The sequence below is a fragment of the Actinoplanes sp. NPDC021490 genome (genome assembly GCF_055562135.1).
In genome coordinates this window covers 291,875-305,891 of sequence record NZ_JBVHFW010000011.1, presented here as the reverse complement: position 1 = coordinate 305,891, position 14,017 = coordinate 291,875, and the positions used below count along the sequence as shown (strand labels likewise).

The following is a 14,017-nucleotide window of genomic DNA, read 5'->3' as shown; positions in this document are numbered from 1 at the left end:
CCTCATCCGAATGGCCGGAAAGCTCTCTCACAACATTCAGACACGAAAGGCTTAGGTAACTGGCGGTACCCTGACTCCTCGTGGACATCCGCGCGCTCGGCGAGAACCTCGCCTTCAACCCCATGGATCCGAAGGATCTGCTGCACACCTTCGGCCTCATCGGGGTCTGGGTGATCATGTTCGCGGAGACGGGCCTGCTGATCGGGTTCTTCTTCCCGGGCGACTCACTCCTGTTCCTCGCCGGTGTCGCGGCCTCTCCGGTGGCCGACTCGATCTTCGGCCAGGGCACCCAACTCTCGTTCGTGGGCTTGCTGATCGGCGCCCCGGTCTGCGCGATCCTGGGCGCCCAGCTCGGTCACTGGCTGGGCGCTCGCTACGGCACGCGCATGTTCGACAAGCCGGAGTCGAAGCTCTTCAAGAAGGAGTACGTCGAGAAGGCCGAGTACTACTTCGAGAAGTTCGGCCCGGCCAAGGCCGTGGTGCTGGCGCGCTTCATCCCGATCGTGCGCACCTTCCTCAACCCGGTGGCGGGCACGCTCGGCATGCCGGCGCGCAAGTTCTTCGTGTGGAACGTGGTCGGCGCCATCCTGTGGACCGACGGCATCATCATCGTCGGGCGCGTGCTGGCGCAGCAGATCTACGACCTCATCGGCGACCACATCGACCGGTACATCCTGCCGGTGGTCGCGCTGATCGTGCTGATCTCGCTCCTGCCCATCATCATCGAGGTGCTGCGCGAACGCCGGCACAAGAAGACGGCCGGCCCGGCCGCGCCGCCCGAGCCGGCCGCCGCGATCGGCGTCGTGGCCGCGGCCAGCATCGCCGGCCTGGTCGAGGCGGCCCGCAACGAGGATGACGACGACGACCGCACCCCCCGCTCGCACCGCCGCCACTGATCCCCCGGTCTGCTGCCGGGTCCTCTCTCAACCTCCCGGACTGCTGCCGGGCCCCTCTCAACGACTCTCCCGCCTGTTGCCGGGCCCCGCTCAGCGACCTCCCGCCTGCTGCCGGGTCTCGCTCAACGACCCTCCCGCCTGCCGCCGGGTCTCACTCAATGACCCTCCCGCCTGCTGCCGGGTCCCTCTCAACGCACGAACGCCCGGCCAACCCTTGATGGGTCGGCCGGGCGTCGGTGTTTGTGGGCCTGATGGCCGTTGGTGGGGATGTGTCTCGGCGGTCCGGGGGCGGGCCCGGACCGGTTCTGTTGGCTCGAGCCCATCGGGCCCGGACCGGCTCGGCCGGCTCGTACCCGTCGGGTCGGGACCGGCTCGGTTGGCTCGAGCCCATCGGGCCCGCACCAGCTCGGCCGGCTCGTACCCATCGGATCGGGACCGGCTTGGTCGGCTCGTGCCCGTCGGGGGCGGGGCAGCGAGCTTGCGGCTAAACGGTGACGGCTGCGGAGCCGTACAAGCGGCCGAGGAACTGCTCGGGGCAGTCGCGGAGGTTTTCCAGACGGCCCGCGGAGAGCGCCCGGTAAGTGAGTTCCGCTGCTTCCTCGAGGTTGCGCGCCCGCTTGTGCGCGATCTCGATCGAGTCGCCGAGCACCACGCACCCGTGCTGACTCAGCACGAGACAGTCGGTGCCATCGGCGGCCATCGCGGCGGTCAACGCCGCCAGTTCCGTCGTCCCGGGCAACCGGAACGGAACCGTCGAGACCCGGCGCAGGTAGTACGCGTGGTCGGTGGTGACGATCCGAATGTGCTCACCCAGCGCATCGAGCAGGAGTGCGGTCTGCGGATGCAGGTGGATGACGGCATTGACATCGGGACGGGCCCGATACAACGCCAGGTGCAACGCCAGTTCGCTGGTCGGCTCGATCGCGGGCGGCGGCAGGCTGCCGACCGTCGCGGGCGAGCCGTCCGAGATCCGTACGGCGGCGAATGCGGTCCGGCTCAACCGGCCGAGCCACGATCCGCTGCCGGTGACCCAGGCGGCGTCCTCGTCGGGGATCCGGGCGGAAAGGTTCCCACCGGATCCGGCGACCAGGCCGGCCTGGACCACATCGAAACCCACGAACGCGAGCTGGTCGCGCAGATCGCCGTGGACGTAATTCACCCGCTACTCCTGAAGGTCCCTGGGGGTGGACTGGAGGTGGAGAGGGTCTGCTGCCTGGCGTCACGCCCCACGTGATGCCGGTGACGCCAGGCGATTCCCTGCGAAGCGGTCAGCGCGCCTTCTTGGTGGCCCGCTTGCGAGGCGGGGTCAACAGGTCCGCGATCGTCGCGATTGCGGTGGGCACGAGACGGTAATACGCCCACACGCCCCTCTTCTCCCGCTCGAGCAGACCGGCCTCCGTCAAGATCCGAAGGTGATGACTCACCGTCGGCTGAGACAGCCCGAGCGGAGCGGTCAGGTCGCAGACGCAGGCCTCACCGTCCGTCGCGGACTGAATAAGGCTGAGAAGCCGCAGCCTTGCCGGGTCGGCGAGTGCCTTAAGCACACCCGCCAGACGCTCGGCGTCGGCACGTTCAATTGGCTCGCCGGCTAGCGGCGAGATCTGAGGCATTGTCATTTCCGCCAACGCAGTTCCCACGATCTCCATCCTTCCACCAACTGCATCGATTCTCCTGCATGTGCGCAGGAACGAACCGGCTAACTTTCAGGCCGTAAGGCCGACGTCGATCACCGGGTCGGCCGGTCCGGAGTGGCCGGCAACCCGAGCCCTCGAACCCACCGATACCGCCGTACCGACTTCGGTCTCTGCCTCCTGCAACGCCTCAGCCGCCGTCTGGTCGCTGCCCATCCGTGTCGAGGTCTCGCTCCCCGCCCCGGGAGTGAGACGCCCCACATTGTCAATTCCTCGATCTTTTTCGGGTCGCTGATCCGTTTCGACCAAGGCCCGCACCAGCCCTGGCGACGTCATCGAACGACCCCGCGTGATCCCCCGGACCGGGCGGCCCGGCACCGAAAGTTCACGACCCGATGAAAGCACGGCGCCACGCTGCGCGACGGACAATTCAGTGATGAATTTACGCAGGTCGTGGCGTGCTTGCATGTATCGAGCGTACTGGCTGGAACGAAACTGGAACCTTTCGCCCCGGCGGTGCGGAACGTAACTATTGACGCACGGCATTGGGTCAATCTAAAAAGAAACCTTACAGATCGGGCGGTCCCTTTCGCCCGTTGCCGGGAACATCGATGCAGCTCAAAGCGCCTATGTCCGGCGTCACATGCCGGGTGCCCGACAGATCACCCGGTCGAGGTGCTGAGAAGCTCCTGTGAATCGTGCGATGGGACCTTTACCCATCTAGCGAAAAACCCCCTCCAACTGGCCCCGGCGCGCTATCCGGACAGCCGATAGAGGGACGTCACCGGAGAACAAAGCTACCCGTTCGGGTGACCCATACCCATCAATGTGAGGGGTCACTCCATCAATATGAGGGGTAACTGGCCGGTAACAACCGGAGCCCGCCGTGTCCGGAACTCATCATCCCTCGCCACAGACCCCGCTCGGGCGCAACCCGGCAAGGGCAGCCGGTCGATTCTGACGCCGGCCTCAGGCGGTGGACCACTCGGGGGTCTCGATGCCACGGTCAGTAAGACTGCCGGGGCCTCAAGGTCGGCCTGCGCAGCCGCGGAGCCGGCGCTCCACGGCGAAGCGGCCCGGCTCCCGCCAGGCAGAGGCGGCCAACTCCTGGGGGCGCCGACAGTTGGTCCCGCCAGACGGTGACGAGGAAGCACCGCCAGCGCCGGGCAAGCAGGCACCCACGCGCGCAGGCAAGCAGGCAGCATCCACCTACGAAGTGGTCAGGGTCCGCCAGGCGGAGGCAACCGGGCTCCCGAGGGCAGAGACGGCCACCCTCCCGAGGCGGAGGCGCGCCGCCTTGGGTTGAGGGGTCGACTCCGGCAGACCGAGTTGAGCGGACTCCCGCCAGACCGAGGCGGTCGGCCCCCGCCAGACCAAGGCGGTCGGCCCCCGCCAGACCAAGGCGGTCGGCCCCGCCAGACCGAGGCGGTCGGCCCCGCCAGACCGAGGCGAGCGGGCTCCAGCTCAGCCGAGACGGCCAGGGTTCCGCTGACGGTCGTCGGCCTTACTCGCCGCCGCCAGAGCCGGCGCTCTCCTCGGCGGAGGTGAGCGGAGCACTCGCTAGGCAGAGGCGGGCGGACGGGGCTCGGCCGAAGTTGTCTGATTAGGGTCAGCCGCGGACGGATCGGAGCCATTAGTCGTCGGTTCGGGCGTGACCGGAGCCGAGTCGACCGAAGCGGAAGAAGAATCTGCGGTGGCCGGGTCAGCGGGCCGCGCGTACGGGGAGTTGGGGTCGGCCGGAGGATGCTGCGGCGCCGGGTTGAAGGCCGTGTGCGGGCCAGGAGGCGTCGTGTCGGGGTGGGTCTGCGCCGGCCGGGCGTACGGGGAATTGGGGTCCGGCAGAGGCGCTACCGGCTGGCCCGCCGGAGCCGACGGGGTGAAGTGCGCGTCCGGGGAATGGCCGTCGGGACGAGCGTAGGGAGAAACGTCCCGCGGGGGCTGGGCATAGCCGGGGGGCGGATAGCCGGGAGGCGGCGGATAGCCGCCCTGAGCCGGATAGCCCGCTGCCGGTTGGCCGGGCCCCTGGAAGCCCGGACCTGGTTGGCCGGGCGTCTGGAAGCCCGGACCCGGCTGGCCCGGCCCCTGGAAGCCCGGAGGCGGATAACCAGAAGCAGCCGGATAGCCAGGCGCCGGATAGCCCGGGGCCGCGAGGTCAGGCGCCGGATAACCAGAAGCCGGGTGACCGGGCCCGGGGATGCCCGAAGCCGGTTCACCGGAAGCCGAATATCCGGGACCCGACGGGTGCCCGGAACCGGGCGCGACCAGTTGTCCGGGCGGAGCGGGATATCCCGGCCGGCCCGCACCCGCGAAACCCTGAGCGGACGTCGGCTGAGCCATTCCGGGGGCGCTGCCCCACATGTCCGAGGAGTGCTGCGGCCCCGCGAAAGCGGGATGGGAGGCGGCCGGCCGGCGGAAGAAGCCTCGCGGCGCGGTCAGGATCAGGATTCCGACCAGGGCGTAGCCGAGCATCTGGGCCACCGACAGGGCGGCGTTGGTGCCGATCCAACCGCCGGGGTACGCCTCCGAGAGCTGGGCGCCCAGTGACCAGGGGGCCGAGTCGCCGCTTCGCTGGGCCGCCAGCGTCAGCACGCTGCCCGCGCCGCCCAGGACGCCGAGCACGCAGAACACCAGCGTGGCGATGCGGGCCGCGTTGCTGCCCCGGCGCAGGGAGAGCCCGACCACTACGAACAGCGCGAAGGCGATCACCGCCAGGGCCAGCGCGATCGCGGCGCCCAGCCAGACCACGGCCACGTAATACTCCGGGTCGGTGTTGCCGTCGAAGCGCTGGAAGGCCTGCGTGTTGCCGGTGACGTCACGGAAGCGGCTGATCGTCCCGGGCACGATGGCCAGGGTCGCGATGGCGTAGATCAGCCCGATGCCGGCCATCAGCCAGAGCAGGGCGGCGGCAAACGCGACCGTCGGCGGGCGGCCGGACGGCGCGGGCGACGGGACGACGGCCGACGCCGGCGGCGGTGGCTGAACTGCTGGGTATGACATCGACGACTCCCCGCGGTGATCCGTTGCGCCCGAACCTACCCGGGCGCAACGGATAGCGGGGTGCGAACCCGGTCAGGCCGGGTCGGTCGGAGGCTTCGGCGGCGGCTGTTCCCCACCGGCCGGCGGCGGGGCGAACGGGTCCGAAGCCGGCGGCGGAGTCGCGGGTGACCCCGGATAGGGCGGCAGCCCGGGAGCGGGCTGCCCCGGCTGCCCCTGCTGCCCGGGGCCAGGCCCGGGACCGTAACCAGGACCGGAGCCAGGACCAGGGCCGTAACCAGGACCAGGACCAGGACCGTAGCCGGGACCGGGACCGTAACCGGGAGCGCCGTAGCCGGGCCCGGGCGGAGGACCGCCATATCCAGGCCCAGAGGGATAGGGCGGATAAGGCACCGACGGATCCCAGGCGGCCGCGGCCGCGGGCTTGCGGAAGAACTCATTGGCCGCCGGAAGCGCCAGCAGAATGACCGTAGCCAGAATGGCCAGCAGCCCGATGGCCGCCAGAGTCGTGGTCGCCGGTGTGAACCAGGACGGCATGGCCGCCTCGATCCGCCGCTGCACCTCGTCCTGCGACGGCGCCCCGGTTGTCGTGCCACCCGCGTCCATGCTGCCCACCAGCGCCGTACCGCCCAGGTTGGCTCCGAGGCAGCAGAGCGAGATGCCTCCGATCACCCACGTGACGATCCGCGACGCGTTCTTGCCGCGCGAGTCGAAGTATCCGAGCACGGCGAACCCGATGCCGAGCAGCAGGTTGATCACCGCGCCGCCGATGAAGGCGACGCTCACGATCGATTCAGCGCCCTCGGCCTCGGTGCCCGCGTACGCGTCCCGGACGGCGTCGGTCAGCCTGCTCGAGATGGTGAAGGTCAGGAGCGCGTTGATCACTTGGATCGCGGCCACCCCGTACAGCAGGTAGGCCGCCACGGTCACGACGGTCGGGCGCGTACGCGCTGGACCCGGTGGGTAGCTCGGAAAGCTCACAATGTCCCCAAATCTTGCAATGCCCCCAAATCTTGATCCATTCACGGTATCGGGCGGCCGCCATATGCGCGACCGAGCCGCACAGCCCAGCGATATATGGCAGCATCGGACGGCGATGCCCGAAATATCCGTAAATAGGTCGCTCGTTCAGGGGGCGACACGGGTCGAAGGTGGTCCCTACACTTCCATCCGTGGCACCGACGCGGCAGCAACGATCTTCCGCGATGCCACTTGCCCGATTCACGAGTCGCCCGCCCGCCATGAGAGCCGAGGCAGACCGTTCGAGCCGGGAGAAAGTCCCGTTACGCCGGCCGCGTGACCACACCGCGGCGGCCCCAGACCTGTTAAGGACCGGTGAGTCCCATGCCACACGCCGACACTCTGACCGTCGTTCACCATGACGACACGAGGACCCGATTCAAAGATGTCCGATATCAGCTCCACCGAGACGGCATCCGGATCTGGTCCGACGAGGGAGAGCAGGATGTCACCGACGTCCTGATGACCCAGGCCTACCGGCAGCGGCCGGCCACAACTTAATCCATACAACTGAACACGCGAGGGGCCCCGGGCGATCGAGAGATCAAACCCGGGGCCTTTTCCCGTACGGGGTCAGCCGCGCGAAACGCGCAGCCCGTCCTTGGCGTCGCCCAGGTCGACCCGGACCGTGTCGCCGTCCCGGATCTCACCGCCCAGCAGCGCCTTGGCCAGCGAGTCCCCGATCGTCGACTGCACCAGCCGCCGCAGCGGGCGAGCGCCGTAGATCGGGTCGTACCCGTGCTCCCCCAGCCAGTCGACCGCGGCCGGGCTCACCTCGAGGGTGAGACGACGGTCGGCGAGCCGGGTGCGTAGCCGCCCGAGCTGGATGTCGACGATCGCGGCCAGGTCGTCCCGGGTGAGCGCATGGAACACGACCATGTCGTCGAGCCGGTTGATGAACTCGGGCTTGAAGTGCGCCCGCACGACCGCGAGCACCTCGTCCCGCCGCTCCTCGTCGCCCATCGTGATGTCGGCCGCCTGCGAGCCCAAGTTCGAGGTGAGCACCAGGATCGCGTTGCGGAAGTCGACCGTACGACCCTGGCCGTCGGTCAGCCGCCCGTCGTCGAGCACCTGAAGCAGCACGTCGAAGACGTCGGGGTGGGCCTTCTCTACCTCGTCGAGCAGCACGACGCTGTACGGCCGGCGCCGCACCGCCTCGGTGAGCTGCCCGCCCTCCTCGTAGCCGACGTAGCCGGGAGGCGCCCCGACGAGCCGCGCGACCGAGTGCTTCTCGCCGTACTCGCTCATGTCGATGCGGACCATGGCCCGCTCGTCGTCGAAGAGGAAGCCCGCCAGCGCCTTGGCCAGCTCGGTCTTGCCGACGCCGGTGGGGCCGAGGAACAGGAAGCTGCCGGTCGGCCGGTCGGGGTCGGCGATGCCGGCCCGGGCCCGCCGCACGGCGCCGGCCACCGCGGCGACCGCCTCGGTCTGACCGACCACCTTGGCGCGCAGGGATTCCTCCATGCGCAGCAGCTTGGTGGTCTCGCCCTCCATCATCCGGCCGGCCGGGATGCCGGTCCACGACGAGATCACCTCGGCGATGTCGTCCGCGCCGACCTCCTCCTTGACCATCGGCGGCTCGCTCTTCTCCTCCTCCGCCGCGGCCGCGCTCTCGATCTCCCGCTCCAGCGCCGGGATCACCTGGTACTGCAGGCGGGACGCCTTTTCCCACTCGGTGTCGCGCTGGGCGCGGTCGAGCTCGGCCTGAGCCTCGTCGAGCTTCTGCTTCAGCTCGCCGACCCGGTTGAGGCCGCCGCGCTCGCGCTCCCACCGCGCGTTCAGCGCGGTGAGCTCCTCTTCCCGGTTGGCCAGGTCGAACTCGATCCGGGCCAGCCGGTCGCGGGAGGCCGGATCGGTCTCCTTCTCGAGGGCCAGCTTCTCGACGCGCATCCGGTCGACCTGGCGCTGGAGCTGGTCGAGCTCGACCGGCCGGGAGTCGATCTCCATGCGGAGGCGGGACGCGGCCTCGTCGATCAGGTCGATCGCCTTGTCGGGCAGGAACCGATCGCTGATGTAGCGGTCGGAGAGCGAGGCCGCGGCGACCAGCGCGGCGTCGGTGATCTGCACCCGGTGGTGCGCCTCGTAACGGCCCTTGAGCCCACGCAGGATGCCGATGGTGTCCTCGACCGTCGGCTCACCCACCACGACCGGCTGGAAGCGCCGCTCGAGCGCCGGGTCCTTCTCGATGTGCTCGCGGTATTCGTCGAGCGTGGTCGCGCCGACCATGCGCAGCTCGCCGCGGGCCAGCATCGGCTTGAGCATGTTGCCGGCGTCCATCGAGCCCTCGCCCTTGCCGGCGCCGACGACCGTGTGCAGCTCGTCGAGGAACGTGACGACCTGGCCGTTGGAGTTGCGGATCTCCTCCAGCACGCTCTTGAGCCGCTCCTCGAACTGGCCCCGGTACTGCGCGCCGGCCACCATCGCGCCCAGGTCGAGCGAGACCAGCTTCTTGTCGCGCAGGGTCTCGGGCACGTCGCCGGCCACGATGCGCTGGGCCAGGCCCTCGACGATCGCGGTCTTGCCGACGCCCGGCTCGCCGATCAGCACCGGGTTGTTCTTGGTGCGCCGGGAGAGCACCTGCACCACGCGGCGGATTTCGGCGTCCCGGCCGATCACCGGGTCGATCTTGCCCTCGCGGGCCAGCGCCGTGAGGTCGACGCTGTATTTCTCGAGCGCCTTGTAGGTCTGCTCGGGGTCGGCGTTGGTCACCCGCCGCTCACCCCCGCGCACCTGCGGGAACGCGGCGACCAGGGCCTCCTCGGTGGCGCCGACGTCCTTGAGCGAGCTGCCCACGGCGCCGCCGACCCGGGCCAGGCCGGCCAGCAGGTGCTCGGTCGAGATGTATTCGTCGCGCAGCGGCTGGGCGATGAGCTCGGCCTCGCCGATCGCGTTGACGAACTCGCGGGAGAGGCTGGGCTCGGCCGTGCTGGCGCCACGCGCGGACGGCAGCTGCTCGACGGCCCGCAGCGCGACCCGGCGTACGTCGGCGGGGTTGGCCCCCACCGCACGCAGCAACGCCGGCGCGGTGGAGCCGCCCGTGTCCAGCAATGAAAGCAACATGTGCCACGGCTCGACGGTGGCGTGACCGCGCCGACCGGCGTCGGCGACCGCCCCCGTGATGACGTCGCGGCTCTTGGTGGTCAAGCGTTCGGCGTTCATCTGCTCCCCTGCTCGGTGCTCCCCTGCTCGGAAGACTTGAGCGTACTCAACTCAACTCTATGCCGGTGGCGCAACCTCGACAACGCAGAGGGCTGAACTGGTCGTGACGGTCGCCACGGACACCCCCGATGACCACGGAAAGCCCCGTAACGTAGCGAATCATGGCCGTTCCACCCGCGGCGCACGGCAGCATGTCGCGGCGCCTGCTCCCGCTCGCCCTGATCTTCGTCGCGGTCGGGATCTCCACCTCGTTCGTCGGCCCCTACCTCGCTCTCTTCCTCAGCGACGCAATCCACGCCGGCCCGGTCCGGACGACCGTGTTCCTGGTCGTCGCGCCGCTCTCCGGGGTCGTCGTGTCGTGGCTGGTCGGCCGGGTGTCGGACCGTCGCCCGATCCGCCGCAAGCTGCTGATCACCGGCGCGCTGGCCGGGTTCGCGGGCGCCGCCGCGACCGCCTTCGTCCGTGACTACTGGCTGCTGTTCGCGCTCACGGTCACGTTGACCGCGCTGGCCGGGACCCTCTTCCCCCAGGCTTTCGCGTACGCCCGGCAGGTGCTCGAGCAGGGCGACCCGAAGCGGGCGGCCATGGGCATCAGCTCGCTGCGCACTCTCTTCTCGGTGGCCTGGGTGGCCGGACCGCCGCTGGCCGCGCTGATCCTGGCCGACTGGGGCTTCACCTACACGTACGGGCTGGCCGCGGTCATGTACGTGGTGATCGCGCTGATCGTGCTCCGCTTCCTGCCCGAGGTGGGCCGTCCCGCCGGTCACACCGAGCGGGTCGAGGCGTCCGGGCCCGAGGTCGGCCGCTGGACGATCGTGCTGCTCGTGGCCGGCTTCACCGTCGTGCAGACCGCGATGGTGCTGGGCGTCCAGGCGATGCCGCTGTTCGTGAGCGACGACCTCGGCGGCTCGGTGCGCGACGCCGGACTGATCCTGGGGCTCTGCGCCGCGCTCGAGATCCCGCTGATGCTCGGTTTCGGCGCGCTGTCCACGCGCCTGCCGCTGCGCGCGCTGATCCTGTCCGGGGTGGTCTGCGCGATCGCGTACCAGGCCATCGCGACCGCGGCGGGCTCGGTCTGGGTGCTGGCCGCGGCCCAGCTGCTCAACGCCGCCTTCATCGCGGCCGTCGGCGGCCTGAGCATCACGTACATGCAGGATCTGATGCCGCGCCATCCGGGACGGGCCACCACGATGATCACGAACACGTTCCCGATCGGCCAGATGCTGGCCGCCCCGGCATTCGGCCTGGCCCAGCATTTCGGCTTCCGGCTCGCGTACGGGGTCAATCTCGCCCTCTGCGTGCTCGGTCTCGCGCTGATCCTGCTGGCCCGGCCGCGCAGGACGCCCGGCTCGCTCGAGGCCGCGGTCGCCGTCGGAGCGGGTTCGCCCTCGACGCGCCGCTGAACCGATCGCCGAGGCGGGGCGGCCGTTTCCTTGCGTTACCGTGGTTGTCGTGCGTGTACGGGTGGAACAGACTCCGCTGCCGGGTATCGGTGTTCGCCACGACCTGGTCACTTCCTCGGGGCGTACGGTCGGGGTCGTCTCGCACCGCAACGGCCGTCGTGACCTGGTGCTCTACGACGTGGACGACCCCGACTCGTGCCTCGCCTCGATCCCGCTGACCGACGACGAGGCCGAGGCGCTGGCCGACGTGCTCGGCGCCTCGCTCATGCTGGGCCAGCTGGCCGGGCTGCGGCAGCAGGCGTCCGGGCTGCTCACCGAGCAGATCGGCCTGCCCGCGACCTCGCCGTTCGTGCGCCGCAAGCTGGGCGACACCCGCGCCCGCACGCGCACCGGCGCCTCGATCGTGGCTGTGATGCGCGATCGCGAGGTGATCGCCTCGCCCGGGCCGGAGTTCGTCTTCGAGGCGAACGACGTCGTGGTCGCGGTGGGGACCCGCTCGGGCCTGGACGGCGTCACCGCCATCCTGGCCGGCGACACCGACAACTAGGCCTCGGTACGTAAGTGCACGGAACGACGCTCCTTCTCATCGAGGTCGGCGCGCTGCTCTTCGCGCTCGGCATGCTCGGGCGGCTCGGGCGCCGCTTCGGGCTCTCCCCCATCCCGCTCTATCTGCTGGCCGGGCTCGCGTTCGGGCACGGCGGCCTGGTGCCGCTCTCGGCGAGCGAGGAGTTCATCGAGATCGGCGCGGCCATCGGCGTCATCCTGCTGCTGGTCATGCTGGGCCTGGAGTATTCGGCCGATGAGCTCGTCAGCAACCTGCGCGCCGCGGCCCCGGCCGGGGTGATCGACGCGCTGTTGAACGCGCTGCCCGGCGCCGCCTTCGCCTTCGCGATGGGCTGGGACTGGCGGGCCGCCCTGGTGCTGGCCGGCATCACCTGGGTCTCGTCCTCGGGCGTGATCGCCAAGGTGCTGGGCGACCTGGGCCGGCTCGGCAACCGCGAAACCCCGGTGATCCTCTCGGTGCTGGTCATCGAGGACCTGGCCATGGCCTTCTATCTGCCCCTGGTCACGGCGGTGCTGGCCGGCGTGGGGCTGATCAGCGGGGCCAAGGCTCTGGGCGTCGCGGTGGTCACCGTGCTCGCCGTCCTGGTCGTCGCCATCCGCTACGGCCGGCAGATCAGCGCCCTCATCTCGGCCCGGGACGCCGAGGCGCTGCTGCTCGGGGTGTTCGGTCTGACCCTGTTCGTGGCCGGCGTCGCCGAGGAGCTGAACGTCTCGGCCGCGGTCGGCGCCTTCCTGGTCGGCATCGCGATCTCGGGTCCGGTGGCCCATCACGCGACCGAGATGCTGTCGCCGCTGCGCGACCTGTTCGCCGCGGTGTTCTTCGTCTTCTTCGGCCTCTCCACCGATCCGGCCGCCATGCCGCCCGTGCTGCTGCCGGCGCTGGGCCTGGCCGTGGTCACGATGCTGACCAAGGCGCTGACCGGTTATCTCGCGGCCAAGCGGGTGGGCATCGCGCTGCCCGGCCGGTTGCGCGCCGGTCTGGCCCTCATGCCTCGCGGAGAGTTCTCGATCGTCATCGCCGGACTGGCCGTCGCCTCGGGGGTCGAACCCCGGCTTGCTCCGCTTGCGACGGCGTACGTGTTGATCACCGTGGTGTCCGGTCCGATGCTCGCCCGGTTGCCCGATTACGAGTGGTTCAAGACCTTTATCCGCAGGTGGCGGCCGCCCTTGCCGCCTCCGGTGCGACCCCTGGCGGCCGAGGAATGACACTCAGGCTGCACTAAGCTACTGGCCAGTATCTGATTGTGAGCCCTTGACACTTTCGCGGAACATCGACTTCGCGCTACCGTTCCCTCCCGACAACTGACTGTTATCGGATTTTCTCGGGCGGCGACGTGGCAGTGCGTGAGTCGACTTTCTACGGGTTCGCAAATCCGGTCGATCCTCGGCCGGAGGAGCTTCAAGCATGGGCCTACCACCCCGAGGCGGTGCCGCTGAGCGGCATGCCGCCTGATTGGGATCTTCTGATTTCCGGTGATGTGCTGGCGCCGACCCTGTTCGAGCTGGCCATGGATCGTCAATGTCCGGCGCGGCGGTTCGCGCAGCACTGTATGTACATCTATGCCGCCGACGGCGTGCGGCAGAACGCGACCGGTCAGCGCAAGCGCCGGCTCAAGAAGTTCGTCGAGCGGGCCGAGGAGATCGGCGACGAGCCGATGTCGATCTGGGCGCACAACTGCCGCGTGCTGTTGAGCCGCCCCGAGATCTTCGACTACTCGGACTGGATCGAGGGCGGCCTGGTGCGCCACCCACGGCGGCTGGGCTTGTTCAACCGGCGGTAGCAAAACGCCTGTTCAACCGGCGGTAGGCAAACGACAGCGATGATCAGTTCGGGCTTCGATCGACGACGGTTCACACCGGCGGCGCTCGGAGCCCGAACTCATTGTCGCGGCCGCTTACTGGGGAGCGCGGCGGGGACGCCAGACGACCAGCGCGGTCGAGGGGCGCTCCTGACGCACCAGGTCACGTCGGCCGTACGGGCTTTCGAGCTGGGCGATCCGGGCGTACGCCTCGGACAGCTCGTGCTCGAGCTCGGCCAGCCGCTGCTGGAGGTCGCCCACCAGCTGCTCGAGGCCGATGATGCGCTTGATGCCGGCCAGGTTGACGCCTTCCTCCTGGCTGAGTTTCTGCACCTCACGCAGCAGGGCCACGTCCCGCTCGCTGTAGCGGCGCCCACCGCCACCGGCCCGGCCCGGCTGAACCAGCCCGAGCCGGTCGTACTGCCGGAGGGTCTGCGGGTGCATGCCGGCGAGGCGGGCCGCGACCGAGATGATCAGGACTTTCGCATCGGAGGTCTGCTCGACCGAGATGCTGATCTCTTCATGCATGTTCCCTCCCGATCCCCGTCCGT

General features: G+C 69.7%; 12 protein-coding genes. 5 read left to right on the top strand and 7 right to left on the bottom strand.

Going from position 1 to position 14,017, the window contains the following annotated elements; all coding sequences use genetic code 11:
- Nucleotides 1-80 precede the first annotated feature (80 nt).
- Nucleotides 81-896, top strand: a complete 816-nt coding sequence (locus ACZ3I4_RS28025) for a DedA family protein (RefSeq protein ID WP_465384990.1) — start codon at nucleotides 81-83, stop codon at nucleotides 894-896.
- Nucleotides 897-1,380: 484 nt separating this feature from the next.
- On the opposite strand, the gene ACZ3I4_RS28020 is transcribed toward ACZ3I4_RS28025, so the two are convergent.
- The 6 genes from ACZ3I4_RS28020 to clpB form a co-directional block, all read right to left on the bottom strand.
- The gene (locus ACZ3I4_RS28020) at nucleotides 1,381-2,055 is read right to left on the bottom strand and encodes a class II aldolase/adducin family protein (protein ID WP_465384989.1); all 675 of its coding nucleotides are present in this window, start codon (nucleotides 2,053-2,055) and stop codon (nucleotides 1,381-1,383) included.
- Between the two features lie 109 nt (nucleotides 2,056-2,164).
- Complete coding sequence (locus ACZ3I4_RS28015) at nucleotides 2,165-2,542, bottom strand: ArsR/SmtB family transcription factor (RefSeq protein ID WP_014440216.1); 378 nt, start codon at nucleotides 2,540-2,542, stop codon at nucleotides 2,165-2,167.
- A gap of 57 nt (nucleotides 2,543-2,599) precedes the next feature.
- Nucleotides 2,600-2,995 (bottom strand): hypothetical protein, encoded by a 396-nt coding sequence (locus ACZ3I4_RS28010; protein WP_465384988.1) that lies wholly within the window; start codon nucleotides 2,993-2,995, stop codon nucleotides 2,600-2,602.
- 1,092 nt (nucleotides 2,996-4,087) lie between these two features.
- A complete protein-coding gene (locus ACZ3I4_RS28005; RefSeq protein WP_465384987.1) occupies nucleotides 4,088-5,524 on the bottom strand; it encodes a hypothetical protein in 1,437 nt (478 codons plus the stop codon).
- A gap of 72 nt (nucleotides 5,525-5,596) precedes the next feature.
- Nucleotides 5,597-6,445: a hypothetical protein gene (locus ACZ3I4_RS28000; RefSeq protein WP_465384986.1), complete on the bottom strand. Its 849-nt coding sequence runs from the start codon at nucleotides 6,443-6,445 to the stop codon at nucleotides 5,597-5,599.
- 669 nt (nucleotides 6,446-7,114) lie between these two features.
- Entirely contained in the window at nucleotides 7,115-9,700 is a 2,586-nt protein-coding gene (gene clpB / locus ACZ3I4_RS27995) for an ATP-dependent chaperone ClpB (RefSeq protein ID WP_465384985.1), read from the bottom strand.
- A gap of 161 nt (nucleotides 9,701-9,861) precedes the next feature.
- Between clpB and ACZ3I4_RS27990 the strand changes: the two genes are divergently transcribed.
- The 4 genes from ACZ3I4_RS27990 to ACZ3I4_RS27975 all read left to right on the top strand — a co-directional run bounded on the left by ACZ3I4_RS27990 (nucleotide 9,862) and on the right by ACZ3I4_RS27975 (nucleotide 13,448).
- Nucleotides 9,862-11,103, top strand: coding sequence for a sugar efflux transporter (locus ACZ3I4_RS27990; protein WP_465384984.1), 1,242 nt, complete (start codon nucleotides 9,862-9,864; stop codon nucleotides 11,101-11,103).
- A gap of 49 nt (nucleotides 11,104-11,152) precedes the next feature.
- The gene (locus tag ACZ3I4_RS27985) at nucleotides 11,153-11,650 is read left to right on the top strand and encodes a cation:proton antiporter regulatory subunit (protein WP_465384983.1); all 498 of its coding nucleotides are present in this window, start codon (nucleotides 11,153-11,155) and stop codon (nucleotides 11,648-11,650) included.
- Nucleotides 11,651-11,664: 14 nt separating this feature from the next.
- On the top strand, nucleotides 11,665-12,873 hold the full coding sequence (locus ACZ3I4_RS27980) for a cation:proton antiporter (RefSeq protein ID WP_465384982.1): 1,209 nt from the start codon (nucleotides 11,665-11,667) through the stop codon (nucleotides 12,871-12,873).
- A 128-nt stretch (nucleotides 12,874-13,001) separates the two neighbouring features.
- The gene (locus tag ACZ3I4_RS27975) at nucleotides 13,002-13,448 is read left to right on the top strand and encodes a hypothetical protein (protein WP_465384981.1); all 447 of its coding nucleotides are present in this window, start codon (nucleotides 13,002-13,004) and stop codon (nucleotides 13,446-13,448) included.
- A 114-nt stretch (nucleotides 13,449-13,562) separates the two neighbouring features.
- Here ACZ3I4_RS27975 and ACZ3I4_RS27970 read toward each other — a convergent pair whose 3' ends face one another.
- The gene (locus tag ACZ3I4_RS27970; protein ID WP_465384980.1) at nucleotides 13,563-13,994 is read right to left on the bottom strand and encodes a heat shock protein transcriptional repressor HspR; all 432 of its coding nucleotides are present in this window, start codon (nucleotides 13,992-13,994) and stop codon (nucleotides 13,563-13,565) included.
- Nucleotides 13,995-14,017 lie beyond the last annotated feature (23 nt).